The organism is Variovorax boronicumulans (genome assembly GCF_019352895.1).
Lineage (GTDB): Bacteria > Pseudomonadota > Gammaproteobacteria > Burkholderiales > Burkholderiaceae_C > Variovorax > Variovorax boronicumulans_A.
This window is the reverse complement of record NZ_JAAAFX010000004.1, coordinates 1,683,161-1,705,947: the sequence shown is the minus strand read 5'-3', so window position 1 is coordinate 1,705,947 and position 22,787 is coordinate 1,683,161. Positions and strand designations below refer to the sequence as shown.

General features: G+C 69.6%; 26 protein-coding genes. 19 read left to right on the top strand and 7 right to left on the bottom strand.

Annotated features, from left to right (window positions below):
- Positions 1–4 precede the first annotated feature (4 nt).
- A complete protein-coding gene (locus tag K0H49_RS09465; protein WP_374122328.1) occupies positions 5–1,399 on the top strand; it encodes an efflux transporter outer membrane subunit in 1,395 nt (464 codons plus the stop codon).
- Positions 1,400–1,547: 148 nt separating this feature from the next.
- Entirely contained in the window at positions 1,548–2,177 is a 630-nt protein-coding gene (locus tag K0H49_RS09460; RefSeq protein WP_219211467.1) for a c-type cytochrome, read from the top strand.
- Positions 2,178–2,254: 77 nt separating this feature from the next.
- Here K0H49_RS09460 and K0H49_RS09455 read toward each other — a convergent pair whose 3' ends face one another.
- The 3 genes from K0H49_RS09455 to K0H49_RS09445 form a co-directional block, all read right to left on the bottom strand.
- The gene (locus K0H49_RS09455; RefSeq protein ID WP_219211466.1) at positions 2,255–2,791 is read right to left on the bottom strand and encodes a DUF2946 family protein; all 537 of its coding nucleotides are present in this window, start codon (positions 2,789–2,791) and stop codon (positions 2,255–2,257) included.
- A 157-nt stretch (positions 2,792–2,948) separates the two neighbouring features.
- The gene (locus K0H49_RS09450; RefSeq protein ID WP_219213174.1) at positions 2,949–3,929 is read right to left on the bottom strand and encodes a YheT family hydrolase; all 981 of its coding nucleotides are present in this window, start codon (positions 3,927–3,929) and stop codon (positions 2,949–2,951) included.
- Positions 3,930–3,946: 17 nt separating this feature from the next.
- The gene (locus tag K0H49_RS09445; protein WP_219211465.1) at positions 3,947–4,399 is read right to left on the bottom strand and encodes a YybH family protein; all 453 of its coding nucleotides are present in this window, start codon (positions 4,397–4,399) and stop codon (positions 3,947–3,949) included.
- 217 nt (positions 4,400–4,616) lie between these two features.
- On the opposite strand from K0H49_RS09445, the gene rutA reads away from it, so the two are divergent.
- Genes rutA through rutF form a run of 6 tightly spaced genes read left to right on the top strand, consistent with a single transcriptional unit; the run spans position 4,617 to position 8,918 of the window.
- Positions 4,617–5,729, top strand: coding sequence for a pyrimidine utilization protein A (rutA, locus tag K0H49_RS09440; protein ID WP_219211464.1), 1,113 nt, complete (start codon positions 4,617–4,619; stop codon positions 5,727–5,729).
- A 16-nt stretch (positions 5,730–5,745) separates the two neighbouring features.
- A complete protein-coding gene (rutB, locus tag K0H49_RS09435; protein WP_257624642.1) occupies positions 5,746–6,537 on the top strand; it encodes a pyrimidine utilization protein B in 792 nt (263 codons plus the stop codon).
- Positions 6,538–6,558: 21 nt separating this feature from the next.
- Positions 6,559–6,951: a pyrimidine utilization protein C gene (gene rutC, locus K0H49_RS09430; RefSeq protein WP_219211463.1), complete on the top strand. Its 393-nt coding sequence runs from the start codon at positions 6,559–6,561 to the stop codon at positions 6,949–6,951.
- 5 nt (positions 6,952–6,956) lie between these two features.
- Positions 6,957–7,763 carry a pyrimidine utilization protein D gene (gene rutD / locus K0H49_RS09425; protein WP_219211461.1) on the top strand — a complete coding sequence of 269 codons (807 nt, stop codon included), beginning with the start codon at positions 6,957–6,959 and terminating at the stop codon, positions 7,761–7,763.
- A complete protein-coding gene (locus K0H49_RS09420) occupies positions 7,760–8,356 on the top strand; it encodes a malonic semialdehyde reductase (protein ID WP_219211451.1) in 597 nt (198 codons plus the stop codon). Before rutD ends, K0H49_RS09420 begins: the two co-directional genes overlap by 4 nt.
- 13 nt (positions 8,357–8,369) lie before the next feature.
- Positions 8,370–8,918 (top strand): NADH-dependent FMN reductase RutF, encoded by a 549-nt coding sequence (gene rutF, locus K0H49_RS09415; protein ID WP_219211449.1) that lies wholly within the window; start codon positions 8,370–8,372, stop codon positions 8,916–8,918.
- Between the two features lie 111 nt (positions 8,919–9,029).
- Here the strand turns inward: rutF and rutR are convergent, their stop codons facing one another.
- Positions 9,030–9,740 (bottom strand): HTH-type transcriptional regulator RutR, encoded by a 711-nt coding sequence (rutR, locus tag K0H49_RS09410; protein WP_219211447.1) that lies wholly within the window; start codon positions 9,738–9,740, stop codon positions 9,030–9,032.
- Between the two features lie 231 nt (positions 9,741–9,971).
- Here rutR and K0H49_RS09405 point away from each other — a divergent pair, with 231 nt between their 5' ends.
- The 10 genes from K0H49_RS09405 (at position 9,972) to K0H49_RS09360 (ending at position 18,942) form a co-directional block, all read left to right on the top strand.
- The gene (locus tag K0H49_RS09405) at positions 9,972–10,973 is read left to right on the top strand and encodes an isopenicillin N synthase family dioxygenase (RefSeq protein WP_219211446.1); all 1,002 of its coding nucleotides are present in this window, start codon (positions 9,972–9,974) and stop codon (positions 10,971–10,973) included.
- A gap of 4 nt (positions 10,974–10,977) precedes the next feature.
- Entirely contained in the window at positions 10,978–11,364 is a 387-nt protein-coding gene (locus K0H49_RS09400) for a VOC family protein (protein ID WP_219211445.1), read from the top strand.
- A 59-nt stretch (positions 11,365–11,423) separates the two neighbouring features.
- Complete coding sequence (locus tag K0H49_RS09395) at positions 11,424–12,530, top strand: BMP family ABC transporter substrate-binding protein (RefSeq protein ID WP_219211444.1); 1,107 nt, start codon at positions 11,424–11,426, stop codon at positions 12,528–12,530.
- A 3-nt stretch (positions 12,531–12,533) separates the two neighbouring features.
- Positions 12,534–14,060, top strand: a complete 1,527-nt coding sequence (locus tag K0H49_RS09390) for an ABC transporter ATP-binding protein (protein ID WP_219211443.1) — start codon at positions 12,534–12,536, stop codon at positions 14,058–14,060.
- A complete protein-coding gene (locus K0H49_RS09385; protein ID WP_219211442.1) occupies positions 14,053–15,195 on the top strand; it encodes an ABC transporter permease in 1,143 nt (380 codons plus the stop codon). The genes K0H49_RS09390 and K0H49_RS09385 overlap by 8 nt, the downstream gene beginning before the upstream one ends.
- Positions 15,192–16,124 carry an ABC transporter permease gene (locus K0H49_RS09380; protein WP_219211441.1) on the top strand — a complete coding sequence of 311 codons (933 nt, stop codon included), beginning with the start codon at positions 15,192–15,194 and terminating at the stop codon, positions 16,122–16,124. Before K0H49_RS09385 ends, K0H49_RS09380 begins: the two co-directional genes overlap by 4 nt.
- Entirely contained in the window at positions 16,121–16,795 is a 675-nt protein-coding gene (locus K0H49_RS09375) for a cysteine hydrolase family protein (protein ID WP_219211440.1), read from the top strand. Before K0H49_RS09380 ends, K0H49_RS09375 begins: the two co-directional genes overlap by 4 nt.
- Positions 16,796–16,861: 66 nt before the next feature.
- Positions 16,862–17,464, top strand: coding sequence for a LemA family protein (locus K0H49_RS09370; protein WP_219211438.1), 603 nt, complete (start codon positions 16,862–16,864; stop codon positions 17,462–17,464).
- An 18-nt stretch (positions 17,465–17,482) separates the two neighbouring features.
- The gene (locus tag K0H49_RS09365; protein ID WP_374122327.1) at positions 17,483–18,424 is read left to right on the top strand and encodes a TPM domain-containing protein; all 942 of its coding nucleotides are present in this window, start codon (positions 17,483–17,485) and stop codon (positions 18,422–18,424) included.
- A gap of 2 nt (positions 18,425–18,426) precedes the next feature.
- Positions 18,427–18,942 (top strand): TPM domain-containing protein, encoded by a 516-nt coding sequence (locus tag K0H49_RS09360; RefSeq protein WP_219211436.1) that lies wholly within the window; start codon positions 18,427–18,429, stop codon positions 18,940–18,942.
- Between the two features lie 7 nt (positions 18,943–18,949).
- Here K0H49_RS09360 and pdeM read toward each other — a convergent pair whose 3' ends face one another.
- From pdeM to K0H49_RS09345, 3 genes are all read right to left on the bottom strand, one after another.
- Positions 18,950–19,627, bottom strand: coding sequence for a ligase-associated DNA damage response endonuclease PdeM (pdeM, locus tag K0H49_RS09355; protein WP_219211433.1), 678 nt, complete (start codon positions 19,625–19,627; stop codon positions 18,950–18,952).
- Positions 19,628–19,701: 74 nt separating this feature from the next.
- Positions 19,702–20,838 (bottom strand): PilT/PilU family type 4a pilus ATPase, encoded by a 1,137-nt coding sequence (locus K0H49_RS09350; protein ID WP_219211431.1) that lies wholly within the window; start codon positions 20,836–20,838, stop codon positions 19,702–19,704.
- A 159-nt stretch (positions 20,839–20,997) separates the two neighbouring features.
- Positions 20,998–22,041, bottom strand: coding sequence for a type IV pilus twitching motility protein PilT (locus tag K0H49_RS09345; RefSeq protein WP_219211429.1), 1,044 nt, complete (start codon positions 22,039–22,041; stop codon positions 20,998–21,000).
- 50 nt (positions 22,042–22,091) lie between these two features.
- Between K0H49_RS09345 and K0H49_RS09340 the strand changes: the two genes are divergently transcribed.
- A complete protein-coding gene (locus K0H49_RS09340) occupies positions 22,092–22,778 on the top strand; it encodes a YggS family pyridoxal phosphate-dependent enzyme (RefSeq protein ID WP_219211427.1) in 687 nt (228 codons plus the stop codon).
- The last annotated feature ends 9 nt before the right edge of the window (positions 22,779–22,787 follow it).

Genomic DNA, 22,787 nt, shown 5'->3' with positions numbered 1-22,787 from the left:
GCGAATGATTTCACGCCACACGCTCGGCGCGCTGGCCGCCAGCGCCTTCCTGGCCGGCTGCTCGCTGATCCCGACCTACGAGCGCCCCGCGGCGCCCGTGCCCACCACCTTCCCGGGCGATCCGGCGCAACCCGCCGGCGCGGCGGCGGCGACGCTCGCCTGGCAGGACTACTTCACCGATGCGCGGCTTCAGGACCTGGTCCGCACCGCGCTGGCCAACAACCGCGACCTGCGGGTGTCGGTGCTCAACATCGAGCAGGCGCGCGCGCAGTTCCAGATCAGCCGTGCCGCACAGTACCCGGCGATCAACGGCATCTTCTCGGCCACGCGGCAGCCTTCGGTGATCGATGGTCGTCTGGGCAACAGCTTCCAGGTCGGCCTGGGCGTTTCGTCCTGGGAAATCGACTTCTTCAATCGCCTCGGCAGCCTGAAGGAAGCCGCGCTCGCGCAGTACCTGGCCACCGAAGAGGCCCGCAAGGCCGCGCAGATCAGCCTGATCGGCGCCGTGGCGGCCGGCTGGTACACGCTGCTGGCCGACGACGAACTGCTCGAACTCACGCGCCAGACCCTGGTCACGCGCGACGAGTCGGTGCGGCTCACCAAGCTGCGCTTCGACAACGGCGTTTCCTCGGAGCTCGATTTCCAGGCCGCCAATTCAGCCGCCGAAACCGCCCGCGCGGCCTACGCCCAGCAGCAGCGTCAGCGCTTGCAGGACGAGAACGCGCTGGCGCTGCTGCTTGGCGCGCCGGTGCCGCCCGCGGCCCTTCCGACGGTCAACGGACTGGGGCGGCTCGAGGCCATCCAGGCCATGCCCGAGCTGCCGGTGGGCCTGCCCTCCGATCTGCTGATCGAGCGTCCGGACATCCGCCAGGCCGAGCAGCTGCTGCGCTCGGCCAACGCGAACATCGGTGCAGCGCGCGCGGCCTTCTTCCCGCGCATCTCGCTGACCGCCACCGCCGGCACCGCCAGCAACGAGTTGTCGGGTCTGTTCAAGAGCGGCTCGAATGCGTTCTCGATCGCACCGCAGCTGGTGCTGCCGATCTTCAACGCCGGCAGCAACCAGGCGAGCCTCGACTCGGCCCGCGCCGGCCGCGAGATCGCGGTGGCGCAGTACGAGAAGTCGATCCAGTCGGCCTTCCGCGAAGTGGCCGATGCGCTCGCGGGCCGCGCCACGCTGGGCGAGCAGGTGCGTGCCCTGCGCGCGCAGGCCGCGGCCGAGGACCAGCGCTTCAAGCTGTCGGACCTGCGCTACCGCAACGGCATCGCGAGCTCGCTCGACCTGCTGGACGCGCAGCGTTCGCTGTTCAGCGCCCAGCAGGCCGCGGTGCAGACGCGCCTGCTGCAGCTGCAGAACCAGGTCACGCTGTACAAGGCGCTGGGCGGCGGCTGGAAGGAATGAGGCGTGGCGCGGCACCTTCCGGGGTGCCGCGTCCCTGCCATGCCTGCACCACGATGGGCAACACAGTCCGTCGATCTCTGGGGGCTTCCCTATAATCGCGGGTTGATTTCGCCCGACCCCCCGAGAAGCCCCCGATTTTGAGGACGCCATGAGCGCAGACCCGCACTACCAGGCCACAGAAGAAGCCCACACCGGCCCCATCAAGAACCCGAAACAACTGCTGCTGGCGGTCTTTTTCTCGTTCATCGCCCCCATTGCGATCATCGTCGGACTCGTGTCCTATGTGGTCTCCGACAACCGGCCCTCGGGTGCGGCGAAGGGCGACAACATGTCGCTCTACGGCGTGTCGCAGGACACGCGCGACCGCGAAGTGGCCGACCGCCTGAAGAAGGTCGGCTCGATCGAGATCCGTGATGCCAACCGCGCGCTGGCCGCCGGCGAGGTCGTGTTCAAGGCCCAGTGCATCGCCTGCCACGGCGCGCCCGGCATTCCGGGTGCACCCCACCTGAACGACGCCGCGGCCTGGGGCCCGCGCATCGGCCAGGGTTACGCCACGCTGCTCGAGCACGCGCTCAAGGGCAAGGGCGCGATGCCGCCTCAAGGTGGCGGCGATTTCGAGGACCTCGAAATCGGCCGTGCCGTGGTCTACATGGCCAACGCAGGCGGCGCGAAGTTCGCGGTGCCCGACCGTCCGGCCGCTGGCGCTGCCCCCGCGGACGGTGCCGCACCGGCTGCCGATGGCGCGGCCTCCGCGCCGGTCGCCGCCGCGAGCAAGTAAGAGAAAAAGACCCGGGCGTCTTCGACGCCTGTCTGAACGAAGCCGGCCCCGTGCCGGCTTTTTCTTTGGGGCGCGGTTCAGGCCGCCGTGGCGTGCCGTTCCGCCGGGCTCAGCACATGGCCGAAGCGGGCGGGCAGGGCGTCCGCCTGCACCGGCTCCGGCTGCGGCCACAGGCCCTGCTCGAGGGCGTCGGCCGCCAGGCCCATGTCCTGCGTGTGCACCAGGCCCAGCCCCAGCGGCGTCGCCAGGTAGAGCTTGCCGTCCTCGTCGAGCAATGGCTGACCGTGCGTGGTGGGCGTGCCGGCGTGGCTGCGCACCGAGAAGTCGTCGCCGATGCGCCAGATCCAGGGCGCGGCCTCGAGCTCGACGTAGACGCGCTGCGGGCCGTTCTGGAAGAACCACTGGCCGGCCTCATCGGCCTCGTAGTTGCGCTGGATGAAGTCGATCAGCTTGTCGTGTCGCAGCAGCGAGCCCTTGGCGGCGGGAAAGGGGCCTTCGGCCTGCGTGCGGTCGTCCCGCATGTACCAGTTGCCGCGTGCGTCGAGGCCGAGCCAGCCGTGGCAGTGCGGGACGTTGGGCCACTTCGCGAGGGCCTGTTTGACGATGTCATCCATAGAGCTATTTTGCTCGCCCCCAGGCTCCGCGCCACTTCGTGTCGCTTCTCCCTCCCCCTACCGGGGGCGCCATCTGCGGCCCGGCGAAGCCGGTTCCGCGATGGCCCTGAAAAAAACCGGGGCGGCGGTCCTGGAAGGAACGGGGCACGTGCCTCGTTCAGCTCGGCAGATGCTGCGCCAGCCAGCCGCCCACGCGCTCGGGCATGCCGCGCACGTGACCGGGGGGCAGGCCCAGCGGGAAACCGACGTGGCCGCCGTGCGCGGGTTGCCACAGCGTGACGTGGCGGCCGGCTTCGTCGGGCCGGGGCAGGCTTGCCGCGGGCACAAAAGGGTCGTTGAGCGCGTTCACCACCAGCGTCGGCACGCGGATCGCGTGCAGGTGGGGCTTGGCCGATCCGCGGCCCCAGTAGTCGTCGGTGTCCCTGAAGCCGTGCAGCGGCGCGGTGAAGACGTTGTCGAAGCCGCGCAGGTCGCCGGCCGCCATCAGCGCGTCGCGGTCGAACAGGCCCGGGTGCTGGGCTAGCTTGGCCAGCGCCTTGGGCTTCATGGTCGAGAGGAACATGCGCGTGTAGACCAGCCGGTTGAAGCCGCGGCCGATCGCGGCGCCGCCGGCCGCCAGGTCCACCGGCGCCGAGACCGCGGCCACGGCGCGCACGGTGTGCCGGGCCGTGGCGCCGGCTTCCTCGGCCCAGCGCAAGAGCGCGTTGCCGCCCAGCGAGACGCCGGCCGCCACCACCGGCGCGCCGGGCGGGCGCCCCGCGGCGCAGCGCTCGAGCATCCAGCCGATCTCCTCGAAATCGCCCGAGTGGTAGGCGCGTGGCGCCAGGTTGATCTCGCCGCTGCAGCCGCGGAAGTGCGGCACCGCGAAGGCCCAGCCGCGCGTGGCAGCGAAATCCGCGAAAGCCTCGGCGTAGTGGCTGCGGGAGGACCCCTCGAGGCCGTGGAACAGCACCAGCAGCGGCGCGGCCGGGTCGGCGGCGTCGATGCGGTCGACGTCGACGAAATCGCCGTCCGGCGTGGTCCAGCGCTCGCGCCGGTAGACCGGCGGCGCGCCGTCCACGCGGCGCGCCCAGAGCGCCGGCCAGATGGTCTGCAGGTTGCCGCCGGGCAACCAGTGCGGCGCACGGTAGGTCTGCATGGCGTTCACGACCGGCCTCAGTGCAGCGTCTGGCGAGCGGTGTCGTCTTCGTCGGGCTCGCGCGCGCTGCCCGGGCTGGCGTGGTGGGCCACCAGGCGCCAGCCCTGGGCGGTCTTGTGATAGACGTTGGTGGCCAGCACGAAGGCATGCTGCGGGCCCTCGGCCGTGATCACCTCGATGCGTTCGAGCACGTTGTGCACCGCGCTGGCCAGCGACTCGACCTTGCGCACGCGCGCCGGCCGGACATGGATCGCGCCGTGGCCGAACATCTGCTCGAAGGCCGCGCGGATCGCGACCGGGCCCACCAGCCGGGGGCCGCCCGGGTGCACGCAGAACACCTCGTCGTCGTCCGACCAGCAGCCCATCAGCGCATCGATGTCGCCGCGCTGCAGCGCTTCGTAGAAGGCGGCTTCGACGTCGTCGGCGGTGCCGCCGATGGCCGCGGCGGCGCGGAGTGGGGTCTTGGGCATGGCGTGATTCTGCCGCGCCGTCCGTGACCGCGGCACTGCACCGCTTTGGCCCGGCCCGCACCGTGCTGCCGCAATCCGCATGGATCGTCTGCTCCACTTTGGACCAAATGGACAAAACATCAACGGATTTTTTTTGCAAGTCATTGATCGATAAGGACTTATCTGGTTGGCACGGCGCATGCAAGGAGCTTCGCCATCTCGCAACAGGAGTCCTTCCATGAACGTCGGCATCTTCATCCCCATCGGCAATAACGGCTGGCTGCTGTCCGAAAACGCGCCCCAGTACAAACCCAGCTTCGCGCTCAACAAGGAGATCACGCTGAAGGCCGAGCGCTACGGCGTGGACTTCGCGCTGTCCATGATCAAGCTGCGCGGCTTCGGCGGCAAGACCGAGTTCTGGGACCACAACCTGGAGTCGTTCACGCTCATGGCCGGCCTCGCGGCCGTCACCAGCAAGATCAAGCTGTTCGCCACGGCCGCCTCGCTGGTGATGCCGCCGGCCATCGTGGCGCGCATGTCGGCCACCATCGACTCCATCTCCGACGGCCGCTTCGGCCTGAACCTCGTCACCGGCTGGCAGCGGCCCGAGTACTCGCAGATGGGCATGTGGCCGGGCGACCAGTTCTTCGGCACGCGCTACGCGTACCTCAGCGAATACATCCAGGTGCTGCGCGACCTCTGGGGCACCGGCCAGTCCGACTTCAAGGGCGAGCACTTCCAGATGGACGATTGCCGCATGAGCCCGCAGCCGCAGGCCGACATGAAGGTGATCTGCGCGGGCCAGAGCGACGCGGGCATGGACTTCTCCGCCACCCACGCCGACTACAACTTCTGCTTCGGCAAGGGCGTGAACACGCCCGAGGCCTTCGCACCGGCGGCCCAGAAGCTCATCGAGGCCACCGCCAAGACCGGCCGCCACGTCACGACCTACGTGCTGATGATGGTGATCGCCGACGAGAGCGACGAGGCCGCGCGCGCCAAGTGGGAGCACTACAAGGCCGGCGCCGACCACGAGGCCATCGCCTGGCTGGGGCAGCAGGGCGCGGTCGACACCAAGTCCGGCGCGGACACCAACGTGCGCCAGATGGCCGACCCGACCTCGGCCGTGAACATCAACATGGGCACGCTGGTGGGTTCCTACGCCAGCGTGGCGCGCATGCTCGACGAAGTGGCCGAGGTACCCGGCACCGAGGGCGTGCTGCTGACCTTCGACGACTTCCTGCTGGGCGTCGAGGCCTTCGGCGAGCGCATCCAGCCGTTGATGAAGAGCCGCGTGCATGTGCAAAGCCCGGTGCCTTCGCAGGTCGAACCCGAGCGCCTCGCGGCCTGAACAGGAGCGCGCCCTCATGACCGCACCCGCACGCAACGCCACCCTCACCTCGACCACGCCCGTCGGCGCCCCGCGCCTGCCCGGTGCACCCGCGCCCGTGGTGCTGCCCGCACGCCCCGAGCCGCTCGCGCTGCATGCCAGCGACACCGCCCTCGTCGTCGTCGACATGCAGAACGCCTATGCCTCGATCGGCGGCTACGTCGACTCTGCCGGCTTCGATATCTCCGGCGCGCAGGGCACCATCGCCAACATCGTGCGCGCCATCACTGCCGCGCGCGCGGCCGGCATGCTGGTCGTCTTCCTGCAGAACGGCTGGGACGCGTCGTATGTGGAAGCCGGGGGCCCCGGCTCACCCAACTGGCACAAGTCGAACGCGCTCAAGACCATGCGCGCCAAGCCCGAACTGCAGGGCAAGTTCCTCGCCAAGGGCGGCTGGGACTACGAACTCATCGAAGAGATGAAGCCGCAGGCCGGCGACATCGTGGTGCCCAAGACGCGCTACAGCGGCTTCTTCAACAGCACGCTCGACAGCACGCTGCGCGCGCGCGGCATCCGGCACCTGGTGTTCACCGGCATCGCCACCAACGTCTGTGTGGAGTCGACGCTGCGCGATGCCTTCCATCTCGAGTACTTCGCCGTGATGCTGGAAGACGCCACGCACGAACTCGGCGGGCCGGCCATCCAGAAAGCCGCCGTCTACAACGTCGAGACCTTCTTCGGCTGGGTCGCCACGGTGGACCAGTTCTGCAGCACCTTCGCGCCCCACTCAGTTCCTCGAAACGTCACGGCCGAAGCCGCCATTGCCTGATTCACTTCCAAGGAGTTCCCCATGCCCAAGCAAGCCATCATCCCGCCCGGCACCGGCGTGCCGCTCGCCCCCTACGTCCCGGGCACGCTCGCCGACGGCGTGCTCTACGTCTCGGGCACGCTGCCCTTCGACAAGGACAACAACGTGGTGCACGTGGGCGACGCGGCCGCGCAGACGCGCCATGTGCTCACCCTCATCCAGAGCGTGGTCGAGGCCGCCGGCGGCACCATGGACGACGTGACCTTCAACCAGATCATGCTCAGGGACTGGGCCGACTACGCGAAGATCAACACGGTGTACGCCGCGTTCTTTCCCGGCACCAAGCCCGCGCGCTACTGCATCCAGTGCGGGCTGGTGAAGCCTGACGCGCTGGTCGAGATCGCCTCGACCGCGCACATCGGAAAGAAGGGCTGATGCGCATGTCTTCGCTGCATTTCGAAGTGCATGGCCCCGTCGATGCGGCATCGACGGTGCTGCTGTCCTCGGGCCTCGGTGGCTCGGCCGGCTTCTGGCAGCCGCAGCTGGGCGCGCTGATCGCGGCCGGCCACCGCGTGATCGCCTACGACCAGCGCGGCACCGGCCGCAGCCCCGCGGCCCTGCCCGCGGCCTACGCGATCGAGGACATGGCGCGCGACGTGCTGGAGATCCTCGACGCCACCCGCACCGCGCAATGCCACTTCGCGGGCCATGCACTGGGCGGCCTGGTCGGGTTGCAGCTCGCGCTCGATGCACCGTCGCGTGTGGCCAGCCTGGTGCTCGTCAATGCCTGGTCCAGGCCCAACCCGCATTCGGCGCGCTGCTTCGAGGCACGGCTCGCGCTGCTGGGCGCCGTCGGCCCGCGTGCCTACGTGGAAGCGCAGCCGATCTTCCTCTACCCCGCCGCGTGGGCTGCCGCGCATGCGAAGCGCGTGCAGGACGAGGTCGACCACGCCTTCGCCCATTTCCCGGGCGAGGCCAACATGCGCGCGCGCATCGCCGCGCTGCGCGCCTTCGACATCGATGCGCGCCTGGCCGGCATCGCCGCGCCCACGCTGGTGGCGGCCGCCAAGGACGACGTGCTCGTGCCCTGGACCTGCTCGCAGCGCCTGGCCGACGGATTGCCGAACGCCACGCTCAACCTCATGGCGCACGGCGGCCACGCGCACAGCGTGACCGAGGCCAACGCCTTCAACAGCACCCTGCTGGCCTTCCTCTCGCGGGTCAGCGCATCCGCCGTTCCCGCATGACCACCCCTTCCACACTCGACGACGCCGCGCTCGCGCAGCTCTTCACCGCCGCACGCAGCCACAACGGCTGGACCGACGAACCCGTCACCGACGCGCAACTGCAGCAGGTCTATGCGCTCGCGAGCCTGGGCCCGACCTCGGCCAACTGTTCGCCCGCGCGCTTCGTGTTCGTGCGCACGCCCGAGGGCAAGCAGCGCCTGGCGCCCGCGCTGTCCAAGGGCAACCTGGACAAGACCCTGCGCGCGCCCGTCACCGTGATCGCCGCCTGGGACCGCAGGTTCTACGACCAGCTGCCCACCTTGTTCCCGCACGCCGATGCGCGCAGCTGGTTCACCGGCAGCCCCGAGGCCGCACACGAGACGGCTTTCCGCAACGCGAGCCTGCAGGCCGGCTACCTGCTGCTGGCCGCACGCGCGGTGGGCCTCGACGCGGGCCCGATGTCGGGTTTCGACAAGGCCAAGGTCGATGCCGCCTTCTTCGAGGGCAGCGACTGGACCGTCAACTTCCTCATCAACCTCGGCCACGGCGACGCGTCGAAGGTGTTCGGGCGCCTGCCGCGCCTGCCCTTCGACGAAGCCTGCATGCTGGCCTGAACGAGTCCTTCCCATGCTCAACGCCATGGCCTCCCATGCTTCTTCGCCGAACCCCGCCGGCCTGCCGCCCGGCCTGCCCAAGGCCGACTACCGCAACGCGATGGCGCGCCTGGGCGCGGCGGTGAACATCATCACCACCGACGGCCCGGCGGGCCGCGCCGGCTTCACCGCCTCGGCCGTGTGCAGCGTGACCGACGAGCCGCCGACGCTGCTGGTGTGCCTGAACCGATCGGCTTCGGTGTACCCGGCGTTCAGGGCCAACGGCGTGCTGTGCGTGAACGTGCTGGCCGCGGGGCACCAGGCGCTGTCCGCACTGTTCGGCGGCAAGACGCCGATGGACGAACGCTTCGCCGCCGGCCGCTGGCACCCCAAGACCACCGGCTCGCCGATGCTCGAGGACGCGGCCGTGTCCTTCGACTGCCGCGTGGTGCATGCGACGAGCGCGGGCACGCATGACGTGCTGTTCTGCGAGGCGGTGGCGATCGCGATCGGGGGGGCGGCACAGGGCTTGATCTACTTCGACCGGCGGTACCACGAGATTGCGGCGCCGGCGCAGCACTGAATTGCTCCTTCCCCCGCTGGGGGAAGGCTGGGATGGGGGCAGGCGCTCTATGGATGCGCCGCCGGCCCCCACCCCGGCCCTCCCTCAGCGGGGGAGGGAGCAAGGAAAGTCTCAACGCGGCGCGATGCCCTGCAGCACGATGCGCTGCACGTTCTCCACCGTCTGCTCGAAGAAGGCTGCATCTTCCAGCGTGCGCCCCGTCAGTGCCTGCACCTGCACGGCGAAATCGGCGTAGTGCTGCGTTACCGCCCACAGCGCGAAGATCAGATGGTGCGCATCGACGGGCGCCAGCTTGCCGGCCTCGATCCAGGCGCGGATCACTTCCGACTTCTTCTCCACCAGCGCGCGCAGCTCGCGGTCCAGCTCGTCGCGCAGCAGCGGTGCGCCCTGGATCATTTCCAGGCAGAACAACCGCGACGCGTCGGGCCGGTCGCGCGACACCACCAGCTTGCGCCGGATGTAGCCGCCGATGGCCTCGGCCGGGTCCTGCTCGGCGCTGAAGCCGCGCAGCGGTTCGAGCCACAGCGCGAGCAGGTCGCGCAGCACGTTGACGTAGAGCTCCTCCTTGTTGGCGAAGTAGTAGAGCAGGTTGCTCTTCGACACGTCGGCGCGCGCCGCCACCTGGTCGATCGAGGTGCCGTGCAGGCCGAAGCGCGAGAACAGCCCTAGCGCCGCGCCGAGGATCGCGCTGCGCTTGTCCTCGATCTGGCGCAGCCGCCGGCTCACGGACGACGGGCTGCGCACCGCCGGCTTGGCGCGCTTGCGCGCCGCGGGGGGCTCGGTGTTGCTGCTGGCTGCGGCCAGCGCCTTGGTCTTCGGCATCTTTCCTCTCTGTTCTCTTTTCTTCGTCGTCATCCGCGTCGATGCGCGAAGCACGCACCACTGTAAGGCCGCGGTGCATCGACTTGCGTCATGCGAGGCCGGCGGAGGGCCCCGCGGTGCACCAGCCTGACGCGGAAAAAGCGATTTGTCCATTTGGTCCAACTGGCACAGACGTTGCATGGCGAAAGGCGTGCCAGTCCCCTGAATGAATGCGTCCATGAGGAAGTCGCCATGACCCTGTTGTCCGTTCCCATCATCGATCTCGCGCCCTACTTCGAGGGCAGCGCCGAAGGCAAGTCGGCGGTCGCGAGACAAGTCGACGAGGCCTGCCGAAGCATCGGCTTTCTCGTCATCACCCACCACGGCATCGCGCCGGGGCTGATCGAGCGCGTGTCCTCGCTCTCGCGCCGGTTCTTCGAGCTGCCGCTGGCCGAGAAGCGCAAGGTCGACCGGCCGCGCGAAGACGCGGTGCGCGGCTACAGCGCGGTCGGCGAGGAAGGCCTCTCGTACAGCCTCGAGGAGGTGGCGCCCGGCGACCTCAAGGAGTCGTTCTCGATCGGCCCGTCGAACGTGCCCGACGACGACTACCACCGCGGCCCCGCCGCCGGCCCGCACTTCGAGCCCAACAGCTGGCCGCCCATCGAGGGCTTCCGCGAAGCCTACGAGGCGTACTTCGAGGCCATGAGCGATCTCTCGCGCTCGCTGATGCGCATCTTCGCGCTCGGCCTCTCGCTGCCCGAGACCTTCTTCGACGACAAGATCGACGCGCACATCAGCATGTTCCGCGTGCTGAGCTACCCGCCGCAGCGCGAGCAGCCCTTGCCGGGGCAGCTGCGCGCGGGCGCGCACAGCGACTACGGCAGCCTCACCATCGTGCTGCCCGACGACAAGGGCCTGCAGGTGTTCAACAAGGCCGGCCAGTGGGTCGACGTGCCGCAGGTCGAGGGCGGGCTGGTGGTGAACATCGCCGACCTGATGATGCAGTGGACCAACGACCAGTGGGTCTCCACGCTGCACCGCGTGACCAACCCGCCCTTCGAGGTGGCGAGCACCAACCGCCGCCAGTCGCTGGTGTTCTTCCACCAGCCCAACTACGACGCGATGGTCGAGTGCCTGCCCAGCTGCCTCGCGCCGGGCGAACAGCCCAAGTACGCGCCGATCAGCTCGGGCGACCACCTGACCTCCAAGTTCGTCAAGCAGACGACTTTCGGCGGCACCAAGGTGACGGCCTGACGCCATGGCGCATCTTTCCTACGTCAACGTCTTCGCCAAGGACGTGGTCGCGCTCAGCGGCTTCTACCAGCGCGTGTTCGGCTTCGCCGAGATCGAGGCGATCCGCTCGCCGATCTTCCGCGGGCTGGACACCGGCAAGTCCAGCCTGGGCTTCAACGCGCTCGACGCCTATGAGCTGCTGCACCTGGCCGAGTTCTCCGACACGCGCGGCGTCAAGTTCCTGCTGAACATCGACGTCGACAGCCAGGCCGAGGTCGACCGGATGGTGCCTGTCGCGCTGGAGGCCGGCGCCACGCTGGTCAAGGCGCCCTACGTCACCTACTACCACTGGTACCAGTCGGTGCTGCTCGACCCCGAAGGCAATGTGTTCCGCATCAACTTCATGATGTGACGCGCGCTGCACCGGTCTTTTCCTTCCCTTCCTCCCAGCCTCTCTCCAAAGGTAGTTCCATGCAGTTGCGCACCCTCACTCCCGGCCTGGGCCTCGCGATGGGCCTCGTGGCCGGCGGCGCCGTCTTCACCACGCTGCCCGCCGCGGCCGCCGACGGCTTCACGCTCAAGGACAAGCCGAAGATCGCGATGCTCTACTTCGGCCCGAAGAACGACGGCGGCTGGACCCAGGCCTTCGACGAGGCGCGGGTGAAGATCGAGAAGGAGCTCGGCCAGAAGATCCAGTTCGTCGAGAACGTGCCCGAAGACGCGTCCGCCATCAAGCCCGCGGCCGAGAAGTTCATCCAGCGCGGCGCCAACATCGTGATCGGCACCGCCTTCGGCTACTCCGACAGCTTCAAGGACCTGGCGGCCAAGTACCCCGACGTGGCCTTCCTCAACGGCTCGGGCACCACCAACGGCGCCAACCTCGAGTCCTTCTACGGCCGCACCTACGAGAGCCAGTACCTGTGCGGCATGGCGGCCGGCGCGGCCTCGAAGACCGGCAAGCTGGGCTTCGTGGCGGCCAACCCCTTCGGCGTGGTGAACTGGACCGTCAACGCCTTCGCGCTGGGCGCGCAGAAGGTGAACCCGAACGCGACCGTCAACGTGATCTACACCGGCGCCTGGAACGACCCCATCAAGGAGCGCGCCGCCGCCGCCGCGCTGATCGACCAGGGCGCCGACGTGATCGGCCAGCACGTCGACAGCCCGACGCCGCAGATCGTCGCGCAGGAGCGCGGCGTGTACGGCACCGGCCACCACCGCGACCTGCGCCAGTTCGCGCCCAAGGCCACGCTGTGCTCGTCGGTGTGGGTGTGGGACCGCTTCCTCGTGCCCGAGCTCAAGAAGGTCATCGCGGGCGGCTGGAAGCCCGCGCAATACGGCGCCTTCATCGAGATGAAGGACGGCGGCACCGACATCGCGGGCTTCGGCCCGGCCGTGCCCAAGGACAAGGCCGCGCTCATCAGCGCCGAGCGCGAGGCGATCCTCAAGGGCAAGCAGGTCTACGCCGGCCCGCTGGCCGACCGCGACGGCAAGGAGCGCGTGGCCAAGGGCGCGGTGCTGTCCGATGCCGAGCTGTGGAAGATGGACTGGTTCGTCAAGGGCGTGGTCACGCAGAAGTAAGCCATGCCCAACGCGCTCGAACTCACCGGCATCCGCAAGTCCTTCGACGGCTTCGCGGCGCTGACCGACGCCCACTTCGCCGCGCGCTGGGGCGAGGTGCATGCCCTGCTGGGCGAGAACGGCGCGGGCAAGTCCTCGCTGATGAACATCGCGGCCGGGCTCTATGCGCCCGAAGCCGGCCAGCTGCTGGTGGACGACAACGCGGTGCGCTTCGCGGGCCCGCGCGATGCGGCGAAGCACCGCATCGGCATGGTCCACCAGCACTTCAAGCTGGTGCGGCCGTTCACGGTGGCGCAGAACATCCTGCTCACCGCGCCGCCGCCGGCCGCGTACCAGCGCCATGGCGAGCGGCTGCGCGCGATCGAGCGCGCCATCCGCGACAAGGCCGCGGAGCTGGGCTTCGACATCGATCCGACGAAGCGCGTCGATGCGCTGTCGATCGCCGAGCAGCAGCGCGTCGAGATCCTCAAGGTGCTGCTCGCGGGCGCGCGCATCCTGATCCTCGACGAGCCCACCGCGGTGCTGACCGACCAGGAGGCCGCGCGCCTGCTGCAGACGGTGCAGGGCCTGGCGCGCCAGGGCGCCGCCGTGGTGCTGGTCACGCACAAGATGGCCGACGTGAAGACCTATGCCGACCGCGTGACGGTGATGCGCGGCGGCCGCACGGTGGCCACCTTGCAGCCCGACCAGGCCTCGGTCGCCGAACTGGTGAAGCTCACGGTGGGCGAGTCGGTCGCGGCCGCGGGCTTCCAGCCGGCGAAGGCGGCGCGCGGTGCGGTGCGCCTGTCGGTGCGCGGGCTGCGCACGCCCGCTTCACCCGAAGGCCGGCGGGTGCTCGACGGCGTCGAACTCGAACTGCACGCGGGCGAGATCTACGGCCTGGCCGGCGTGGGCGGCAACGGGCAGGGCGAACTCGCGGGCGCGATCATGGGGCTGCCGGGCGAAGCCACCGAAGGCGAGATCCGGCTCGAAGGCCATGGCGACCTGAAGACCCTGGCCGCCTCCGCGCGGCGCGGCATCGGCATCGCCGCGATTCCGGCCGACCGCTACGGGCTCGCGCTCGCGGGCGGCCTGTCGGTGGCCGAGAACTACGCCATCGGCCGCGTCCATACCGGCCGCTACGGCCCGGTGTGGCGGCTGCGCCGCCAGCTGATCCAGCGCGACACGCAGGACGCCGTGCGCGCCTTCGACGTGCAGGGCGTGCGCTCGGTGGCGCAGAAGGCCGCGCTGCTGTCGGGCGGCAACGCACAGAAGCTGGTGCTGGCGCGCGAGTTCGGCAAGGCGCCGACGCTGGTGCTGGCCCACAGCCCCAGCCGCGGCCTCGACGTGCGCGCCAGTGCCGAGGTGCATGCGCGGCTGCGCGCCGCGCGCGACGCCGGCGCGGCCGTGCTGCTGATCAGCGAGGACCTCGACGAGGTGCTGCAGCTGGCCGACCGCGTGGGCGTGATGACGCGCGGGCGCATCGCCGGCGAATTCGCGCAGCCCGCCGACCGGCAGGCGATCGGACAGGCGATGGTGGACCATGGCTGAAGCGTCTCTTTCCGCCGACATGGCGCACGCGCCCAAGGCCGCGCCCGCACCGGCGCCGCAACCCCTCGCGGGCCGTCGCTACGCGCTCGAGATCCGCCAGCACATGGCCTGGCGCTGGCAGGCGCTGATCCTCGCGGCCGCGCTGCTGGTGGGCTTCGGCCTCTCCGCCGCGATCCTGGTGGCGGCCGGCGTGCCCGCCGGCGAACTGGCCAACGAGTTCATCACCCAGACCTTCCTCGACGGCCAGAACTTCCGCGCCGTGCTGTTCCAGGCCGCGCCGATGATCCTGGTCGGCCTGGCCGGCGCCATCGCCTTCCGCGCGCGCTTCTGGAACCTCGGGCTCGAAGGCCAGATGGTCTGGGGCGCGATCGGCGCGACCGCGATCTCGATGTGGCAAGTCGGCCCCGAGAATCTGCGGCTGCCGCTGATGTTCGTCGCGGCCATCGGCTGCGGCCTGCTGTGGGTGTGGGGTCCCGCGTGGCTCAAGCTGAAGCTGGGCGTGAACGAGATCATCTCGACGCTGATGCTCAACTACATGGCCGCCAACTTCCTGCTGCACCTGGTCTACGGCAGCTGGAAGGACCCGAAGGACAACTTTCCCTATTCGCCGCAGTTCCGTGCGTTCGAGCGGCTGCCCGAACTGGGCGGCGGCGTGGGCAGTTCGATCCTGCTCGCGGGCGTGGTGGCGCTGCTGGCCTGGTGGCTGGTGAGCGTGAGCCGCGCGGGTCTGTACCTGCGCTTCGTCGACGCCAACCCGCGCGTCGCGCATGCCAACGGTGTGCCGGTGCGGCGCACCATCTACGGCGCGGTGCTGCTGTCGGGCGCGATGGCCGGGCTGGCGGGCTTTGCGGTGGTGGCGGGGCAGGAAGGACGGCTCACGCAGGCCTTCTACCAGGGCTACGGCTTCTCGGGCATCCTCATCGCCTTTCTCGCGCGCAACAACCCGCTGGCCGCCACGGTGGTGGCGCTGCTGGTGGCGGCGCTGTTCGTCACCGGCCGCAGCCTGCAGGTGTTCTACCAGGTGCCGTTCTCGATGGTGCAGCTGATCCAGGCCCTCATCGTGGTGTGCGTGGCCTCGAGCGACTTCTTCATTCGACACCGGCTGCGCCGCGTGGGCGGGGAGGCGGCGCAATGAGCGGCGGCGTGATCCTCAACTGGCTCGCCAGCACGCCGGACTTCGCGGTGCCCTATGCGCTCGCGGCGCTCGGCCTGATCATCTGCGAGCGCGCGGGCGTGCTCGCGCTGGGTGCCGAAGGGCTGATGCTGGTCGGCGCGCTGGCGGGCATCGGCGCGCAGATCGCCATCGGCCAGCCCGCGGTGTCGCTGGTGCTGGCCATGCTCGCGGCCAGCGTCGTGTCGGTGCTGTTCGCGGTGATGGTGATCTGGCTGCGCGTGAACCAGGTGATCGCCGGACTCGCGCTGGTGTTCTTCTGCCAGGGGCTCACGGCGCTGGTCGGCTCGATGGCCGACTGGACCAACCACGCGACCGCGGGCATCGGCGCGATGGGCCTGTGGCCGCTGTCGATGTTGCCGGGTGTGGGCAAGCTGTTCGATCAGAACGCGATGGTGTGGCTCACGCTGCCGATCTTCGGCGCGGTGGCCTGGTTCTTCGCGCGCACCTCCACCGGCCTGCGGCTGCGCGCCGTGGGCGAGAACCCGCAGGCGGCAGATGCCGCCGGCATCCGCGTCACCGCCTGGCGCTTCGCGGCGGTGCTCGCGGGCTCGGCGCTGGTGGGACTGGCGGGCGCCTACATCTCGGTGGTCAGCACCAAGCTGTGGATCGCGGGCATGACCGGCGGGCGCGGCTGGATCGCGGTGGGCCTGGTGATCTTCGCGCGCTGGTCGCCGTGGAAGGCGCTGGTGGGTGCGCTGCTGTTCGGCTGCATCGAGGCGCTGATCCCGCAGCTGGCCGCGGCCGGCGTGCAGCTACCGCAGTACTTCGTGATGATGACGCCCTATGCGGTGACGCTGGGCGTGATGGTGTGGGTCGCGCTCTCGCGCCGCGGCACCGACGACGAGCCCGGCGCGCTGGGCCAACCCTATGTGCGGGAGGAACGGCGATGAAGGCCTGGGTCTACAACGAGGCGCGCGAGCTCGACGCCGCGCAGTTCGCCGACTACCTGAACCCGGCCACGACGGCCGTGGTGTCGATCGACATGCACCGGGGCCACCTCGACGACGACCCCGACTGTCCCTGTCCCGCGCCGCGCGCCCGCGACGTGGTGGCGCCCATCGACGGCTTCCATGACGAAGTGCGCGCGCTGGGCGTGCGCATCGTGCACATCAGGTCGGTGCTGCGGCCCGGCGGCGAGGACGACGTGAACGGCATCCCGGCCGCCTGGCGGCGCACCTTCCCGCTGCACGTGGGCCCGATCCCCAACGCCGGCGCGCACGCGCTCGAAGGCTCGAAGTGGACCGAGTGGGTCACGCGCGTCGAGCCCGGCGACATGCGCGTGGACAGCAAGCGCCGCCTCTCGGCCTTCTACCCGACCGACCTCGACTTCCTGCTGCGCAACCAGCGCATCGAAACGGTGGTGCTCAACGGCGGCTTCACCGACTGCTGCGTGCTCAACACCGCCTTCGACGCCAACAACCACAACTACCGCGTGATCGTGCTGCGCGACCTGGTGCGCGGCACCGACCCGCACCTGGAAGGCGCGGCACTCGCGATGGTGTCGCTGCACCTGGGGCTGGTGCTGGATTCGGCGGAACTGCTGCGCCAGTGGCGCGCCTAGGGACTCGCCAGGCCGCGAAAGGGCGTACCTATGCTAACTTCCGCTCCTTCTGCGGAGGTAATGCAAATGATGATGAAGCGCTGGTTCCTGATCCTTGCCGCGGTCGTGTCCCTGAGCGGCTGCGGCTACAACGATTTCCAGGAACTCGACGAGGCCAGCAAGTCGGCCTGGAGCGAGGTGCTCAACCAGTACCAGCGCCGTGCCGACCTGGTGCCCAACATCGTGGCGACGGTCAAGGGCGAGGCGAGCTTCGAGCAGGACACGCTGACCAAGGTGATCGAGGCGCGGGCCAAGGCCACGTCGATCCAGGTCACGCCCGAGACGCTCAACAACCCCGAGGCCTTCGCCAAGTTCCAGCAGGCGCAGGGCGAACTCACGGCGGCGCTGTCGCGGCTGATGGTGGTGTCCGAGCGCTACCCCGAACTCAAGGCCAACCAGGCCTTCCGCGACCTGCGCGTGACGCTGGAAGGGACCGAGAACCGCATCACCGTGGCGCGCAACCGCTACATCGAGAGCGTGCAGGACTACAACGTGCTCGCGCGCCGCTTCCCGACCATGATCACGGCCAAGATCTTCGGCTACGACCCGAAGCCCAACTTCAGCGTGCAGAACGAAGCGCAGATCTCGGTGCCGCCGGCGGTGGACTTCAGTGCGCCCAAGAAGCCGTAACGCCGGTCGGTGCGCCCCATGAACAGGCTCCTGGCGCACGGCGGGCGCTGGCTGATGCTGGCGCTGGCCTTCGTCGCGTGGCCGGCGCTGGCGCAGATGCCTGCCGTGGCGTCGGCGCCCAAGCTCCAGCCGGTGCCCGCGCTGAGTGCGCGCGTGATCGACCGGACCGGCACGCTCGACACCGCCCAGCGCGCGGGCCTCGAGACCCGGCTGGCCGACTTCGAGCGGCGCAAGGGCTCGCAGATCGTGCTGCTGATGGTGCCCACCACCGCGCCCGAGGACATCGCCAGCTACGCCCAGCGCGTGGCCGACGACTGGAAGATCGGCCGCAAGGCGGTCGGCGACGGCCTGCTGGTGGTGGTGGCCAAGGACGACCGCCGCATGCGCATCGAGGTCGCGAAGGCGCTCGAGGGGCCGGTGCCCGACCTCGCGGCCAGCCGCATCATCGACGAGGAGATGATGCCGCGCTTTCGCCAGAACGATTTCGCGGGCGGGCTGAACGCGGCCGTCGACCGGCTCATCGGCCTGGTCGATGGCGAACCGCTGCCCGAGCCGGCGCGCCGCAGCGGCGGCGAGCGCTCGTCGGGCGGCGGCATCGACTGGGAAAACCTCGGGATCTTCCTGTTCTTCGGCTTCTTCATCGTGGCACCGATCGTGCGCCGCATCTTCGGCAAGGTGCTCGGCACGCTGGTGCTGGGCGGCGGCATCGGCGCGGTGGCCTTCCTGATCACCGCCAGCCTGTTCACCGCGGTGGTGGCGGGCCTGGTGGCGATGGTCGCCGGCTCCTTCACCCGCTCGCTGCCCATCGGGGGCATGGGCCTGCCGGGCGGTTTCGGTGGCGGTGGCGGTGGCGGCTGGGGCGGTGGCGCCTCGGGCGGCAGCCGCGGGGGTGGTGGCGGCGGCTTCAGCTCGGGCGGTGGCGGTAATTTTGGTGGCGGTGGCGCCTCGGGAGGCTGGTGACGATGGGCTTGTTTGCCACACTGGGGCGCTTCTGGCGCCATCGCTGGACCGACGAGGCGGCCGTGCGCCGCGTGCTGCCGCCGGACGTGCTGGCGCAACTGCGCCGGCGCGTCACGGCCAGCGAGCAGCGCCACACCGGCGAGGTGCGGCTGTGCATCGAGGCCGGGCTGCCGGCCAGCTACCTCTGGCGCGATGCGCCGGCCCGGGAGCGTGCGCTGATGCTGTTCGGCAAGCTGCGCGTCTGGGACACCGAGCACAACAACGGCGTGCTGATCTACCTGCTGCTGGCCGACCATTCGATCGAGATCGTGGCCGACCGCGGCATCGACCGCCATGTGGACGCCGAAGACTGGCGCGCCATGACCCAGTCCATGGGCGCGGCCTTCCAGGCCGGCCGCTTCGAGGACGGGCTCACGCAGGCGCTGGAGGAAGTGTCGGCGCTGCTGGTCGCGCATTTCCCGCGCGCCGAGGGCGAGGCTGCGCGCAACGAGCTGCCGGACGCGCCGGTGGTGCTCTGACCGGACCCTAAGCGGCCGCCGGCAGCGCCCACACCGCCGCACCCGCCACGCCATAGAAGCGCCGTCCCGGCGCCGGCGGCACCTGCCAGCCGCCTGTGAACTCACCGAAGGCCGGCAGGATGGCCTGGTCCGCCTCCTGCACGAAGCAGGGCATGCGCAGCCGGTCGCGCCCGGGTCCGTAGAGGCTGCAAGCCGGATGCAGGTGCCCGGCCAGCACGAAATGCGTGGGATGCGGCTGCGGATGGTGGCAGCAGGCGAACGGCCCGATCAGGTGCGGCTCGTTCACCACCGCGATGCCGAGCGCTGGCGGCGGATCGCCGGCCCGCTGGTCGTGGTTGCCGCGCACCAGCGTCAGGCGCAGCGCCGGGTCGTGCGTCGCGCGCCAGGCCTGCAGCGCGGCCAGCCGCGCGGGCGTGCGGGCCTGGGCTGCATGCAGGAAGTCGCCCAGAAACACGATCTCCGCGGGCGCCAGGCGCGCGATCAGCCGATCGAGCCGGTCCAGGTTCTCCTGCGTGGTGCCGCCGGGAACCGGCTGGCCCAGTGCGCGGTAGGTCGCGGCCTTGCCCAGGTGCAGGTCGGCCACGAACAGCAGGCCACGCGCGGGCCACCACAGTGCGCGTTCGGGCAGCAGTTCGAGGGGTTGGCCGGCCCATTCGACGCGGCAGGCGGTGGTGGCGGAAGACACGGCCCCGAGTGTCGCCCAAGCGCGAGGCCGCCCGCCGGGATGAGGGCCCAAGCACCCTGCGCGGGTGCGGGCGTTCAGACGATCGCGAAGTGCTCGGTGCCGGCCGACAGGTCGGTCGAGCGCGCGCGCCGGCTGTTGAGCTTGATCTGCAGCCGCAGGTCGTTGGCCGAGTCGGCGTTGCGGATCGCGTCCTCGAAGCCGATCGCGTGGTTCTCGAACAGGTCGAACAGCGCCTGGTCGAAGGTCTGCATGCCCAGGTTGCGGCTCTTCTTCATGATCTCCTTGATCTCGCCGACCTCGCCCTTGAAGATCAGGTCCGAGATCAGCGGCGTGTTGAGCAGCACCTCGACCGCGGCGACGCGGCCCAGGCCGTCTTCGGTCGGCACCAGCCGTTGCGAGATCAGCGAGCGCAGGTTGAGCGACAGGTCCATCAGCAGCTGGGTGCGGCGCTCCTCTGGGAAGAAGTTGATGATGCGGTCAAGCGCCTGGTTCGCGCTGTTCGCGTGCAGCGTGGCCATGCAGAGGTGGCCGGTCTCGGCAAAGGACACCGCGTGCTCCATGGTCTCGCGGTCGCGGATCTCGCCCATCAGGATCACGTCGGGCGCCTGACGCAGCGTGTTCTTGAGCGCGGCGTCCCAGCTGTCGGTGTCGATGCCCACTTCACGCTGCGTCACGACGCAGTTCTTGTGCGGATGCACGAACTCGATCGGGTCCTCGACCGTCACGATGTGGCCGTAGGAGTTCTCGTTGCGCCAGTCGACCATCGCGGCGAGCGTGGTCGACTTGCCCGAGCCGGTGGCGCCCACCAGGATCATCAGGCCGCGCTTGGTCATCGCCACTTCCTTGAGCACCTGCGGCATGCCCAGCCCGTCGATGCTCGGCAGCGTGGAAGGGATGGTCCGCAGCACCATGCCGACCTTGCCCTGCTGCACGAAGGCATTGACGCGGAAGCGGCCGATGCCGGTGGGCGAGATCGCGAAATTGCACTCCTTGGTGCGCTCGAAGTCCGCGACCTGGCGGTCGTTCATGATCGAGCGCGTGAGCGCCACCGTGTGCTGCATGCCCAGCGCCTGGCCCGACACCTTGGTGATCTTGCCGTCGACCTTGATGGCCGGCGGAAAGTCGGCCGTGATGAACAGGTCGCTGCCGTTGCGGCTCACCATGAGCTTGAGCAGGTCGTTGATGAACTGGCTGGCTTGATCGCGTTCCATGAGGCGCTCCGTTGTCGGTTTGCTGCTGTCGTTTCAGGCCAATGCCGTGGCTATATCTCTGTTCGCGAGACACCGCGGAACCGGCTTGGCCGGGCGGCCGGTGTCGCCCCCTCGAGGGGGAATCGAGCGACACGAAGTGCGCGAGAAACGGGGGTGGGCCTACCCCGGGAAGTTCTCGGGCGTCTTCGCCTTGCCGCGCGCTTCCGCTGGCGAGATGATCCCACGCCGCACCATGTCTGTCAGGTTCTGGTCGAGCGTCTGCATGCCCTGGCCGCTGCCGGTCTGGATCGTCGAGTACATCTGCGCCACCTTGCCCTCGCGGATCAGGTTGCGGATCGCCGAGGTGCCCAGCATGATCTCGTGCGCCGCCACGCGGCCCTGGCCGTCCTTGGTCTTGCACAGGGTCTGCGAGATCACCGCCTGCAGCGACTCCGACAGCATGGCGCGGATCATGTCCTTTTCCTCGCCCGGGAACACGTCGATGATCCGGTCGATGGTCTTGGCGGCCGACGAGGTGTGCAGCGTGCCGAACACCAGGTGGCCGGTCTCGGCCGCGGTCATGGCCAGCCGGATGGTTTCCAGGTCGCGCATTTCGCCGACCAGGATCGCGTCCGGGTCTTCGCGCAGGGCCGAGCGCAGCGCGTTGGCGAAGCTCAGCGTCATCGGGCCGACTTCGCGCTGGTTGATCAGGCACTTCTTCGACTCGTGCACGAACTCGATCGGGTCCTCGACCGTGAGGATGTGGCCGTACTCGGTCTCGTTGAGGTAGTTGACCATCGCCGCCAGCGTGGTCGACTTGCCCGAGCCCGTGGGGCCCGTCACCAGCACCAGGCCGCGCGGCTTGAGCGCCAGTTCGCCGAAAATCTTGGGCGCGTTGAGCTGCTCGAGCGTGAGGATCTTCGAGGGAATCGTCCGGAACACCGCGGCCGCCCCGCGCGCCTGGTTGAAGGCGTTCACGCGGAAGCGTGCCAGGCCGTCGATCTCGAACGAGAAGTCGACTTCGAGGAACTCTTCGTAGTGCTTGCGGTGCGTGTCGCTCATGATGTCGTACACCATGGCGTGCACCGCCTTGTGGTCGAGCGCATCGACGTTGATGCGCCGCACGTCGCCGTGCACGCGGATCATCGGCGGCAGACCCGACGAGAGGTGCAGGTCGGAGGCCTTGTTCTTGACACTGAATGCCAGCAGTTGGGTGATGTCCACGGGATTCCTCGGGCGGGTGTCGGAACGTTTTGATACGATTTTGGACGATTATGACGATGATTGGCGACGACCTCCAGCAAGTAAAACACCGGATGGAAGCGGCCTGCGCTGCCGCCGGCCGCGACCCGGCCGGGGTGCGCCTGCTGGCGGTGTCGAAGACCTTCGGACCGGAGGCCGTGCGCGAAGCCCATGCGGCCGGCCAGGTGGCCTTCGGCGAGAACTACGTGCAGGAAGGCGTGGAGAAGATCGAGGCGCTGGCCGACCTGCGCGCGCAGCTCGAATGGCACTGCATCGGCCCGCTGCAGAGCAACAAGACCCGCGTGGTGGCCGAGCAGTTCGACTGGGTGCACAGCATCGACCGGCTCAAGATCGCCGAGCGCCTGTCGGCCCAGCGGCCGGGCCACCTGCCACCGCTGCAGGTCTGCCTGCAGGTCAACGTCGACGGCGGCGCCAACAAGTCGGGCGTGCCGCCCGAAGCCGCGCTCGAACTTGCGCGCGCGGTCGCCGCCTTGCCCCGGCTGCGGCTGCGCGGGCTCATGGCGATCCCCGAGCCGAGCGCCGATGTTGCAGTGCAGCGCGAACTGTTCCTGCGCGCGGTCGCGGTCCACGACACCCTGTGCGCCGCCGGCCTGGCACTCGACACGCTGTCGCTGGGCATGAGCGCCGACCTCGAGGCCGCAGTCGCCGCGGGCAGCACGATGGTGCGCGTCGGCACGGCGATCTTCGGCCGGCGCTGAGCCGGGCAG

Excerpts from the sequence above, each read along its gene's own strand:
- K0H49_RS09465 (WP_374122328.1), top strand. The coding sequence starts at position 5 with ATGATTTCACGCCACACGCTCGGCGCGCTGGCCGCCAGCGCCTTCCTG.
- K0H49_RS09460 (WP_219211467.1), top strand. The coding sequence starts at position 1,548 with ATGAGCGCAGACCCGCACTACCAGGCCACAGAAGAAGCCCACACCGGC.
- K0H49_RS09455 (WP_219211466.1), bottom strand. The coding sequence starts at position 2,791 with ATGGATGACATCGTCAAACAGGCCCTCGCGAAGTGGCCCAACGTCCCG.
- K0H49_RS09450 (WP_219213174.1), bottom strand. The coding sequence starts at position 3,929 with ATGCAGACCTACCGTGCGCCGCACTGGTTGCCCGGCGGCAACCTGCAG.
- K0H49_RS09445 (WP_219211465.1), bottom strand. The coding sequence starts at position 4,399 with ATGCCCAAGACCCCACTCCGCGCCGCCGCGGCCATCGGCGGCACCGCC.
- rutA (WP_219211464.1), top strand. The coding sequence starts at position 4,617 with ATGAACGTCGGCATCTTCATCCCCATCGGCAATAACGGCTGGCTGCTG.
- rutB (WP_257624642.1), top strand. The coding sequence starts at position 5,746 with ATGACCGCACCCGCACGCAACGCCACCCTCACCTCGACCACGCCCGTC.
- rutC (WP_219211463.1), top strand. The coding sequence starts at position 6,559 with ATGCCCAAGCAAGCCATCATCCCGCCCGGCACCGGCGTGCCGCTCGCC.
- rutD (WP_219211461.1), top strand. The coding sequence starts at position 6,957 with ATGTCTTCGCTGCATTTCGAAGTGCATGGCCCCGTCGATGCGGCATCG.
- K0H49_RS09420 (WP_219211451.1), top strand. The coding sequence starts at position 7,760 with ATGACCACCCCTTCCACACTCGACGACGCCGCGCTCGCGCAGCTCTTC.
- rutF (WP_219211449.1), top strand. The coding sequence starts at position 8,370 with ATGCTCAACGCCATGGCCTCCCATGCTTCTTCGCCGAACCCCGCCGGC.
- rutR (WP_219211447.1), bottom strand. The coding sequence starts at position 9,740 with ATGCCGAAGACCAAGGCGCTGGCCGCAGCCAGCAGCAACACCGAGCCC.
- K0H49_RS09405 (WP_219211446.1), top strand. The coding sequence starts at position 9,972 with ATGACCCTGTTGTCCGTTCCCATCATCGATCTCGCGCCCTACTTCGAG.
- K0H49_RS09400 (WP_219211445.1), top strand. The coding sequence starts at position 10,978 with ATGGCGCATCTTTCCTACGTCAACGTCTTCGCCAAGGACGTGGTCGCG.
- K0H49_RS09395 (WP_219211444.1), top strand. The coding sequence starts at position 11,424 with ATGCAGTTGCGCACCCTCACTCCCGGCCTGGGCCTCGCGATGGGCCTC.
- K0H49_RS09390 (WP_219211443.1), top strand. The coding sequence starts at position 12,534 with ATGCCCAACGCGCTCGAACTCACCGGCATCCGCAAGTCCTTCGACGGC.
- K0H49_RS09385 (WP_219211442.1), top strand. The coding sequence starts at position 14,053 with ATGGCTGAAGCGTCTCTTTCCGCCGACATGGCGCACGCGCCCAAGGCC.
- K0H49_RS09380 (WP_219211441.1), top strand. The coding sequence starts at position 15,192 with ATGAGCGGCGGCGTGATCCTCAACTGGCTCGCCAGCACGCCGGACTTC.
- K0H49_RS09375 (WP_219211440.1), top strand. The coding sequence starts at position 16,121 with ATGAAGGCCTGGGTCTACAACGAGGCGCGCGAGCTCGACGCCGCGCAG.
- K0H49_RS09370 (WP_219211438.1), top strand. The coding sequence starts at position 16,862 with ATGATGATGAAGCGCTGGTTCCTGATCCTTGCCGCGGTCGTGTCCCTG.
- K0H49_RS09365 (WP_374122327.1), top strand. The coding sequence starts at position 17,483 with ATGAACAGGCTCCTGGCGCACGGCGGGCGCTGGCTGATGCTGGCGCTG.
- K0H49_RS09360 (WP_219211436.1), top strand. The coding sequence starts at position 18,427 with ATGGGCTTGTTTGCCACACTGGGGCGCTTCTGGCGCCATCGCTGGACC.
- K0H49_RS09350 (WP_219211431.1), bottom strand. The coding sequence starts at position 20,838 with ATGGAACGCGATCAAGCCAGCCAGTTCATCAACGACCTGCTCAAGCTC.
- K0H49_RS09340 (WP_219211427.1), top strand. The coding sequence starts at position 22,092 with ATGACGATGATTGGCGACGACCTCCAGCAAGTAAAACACCGGATGGAA.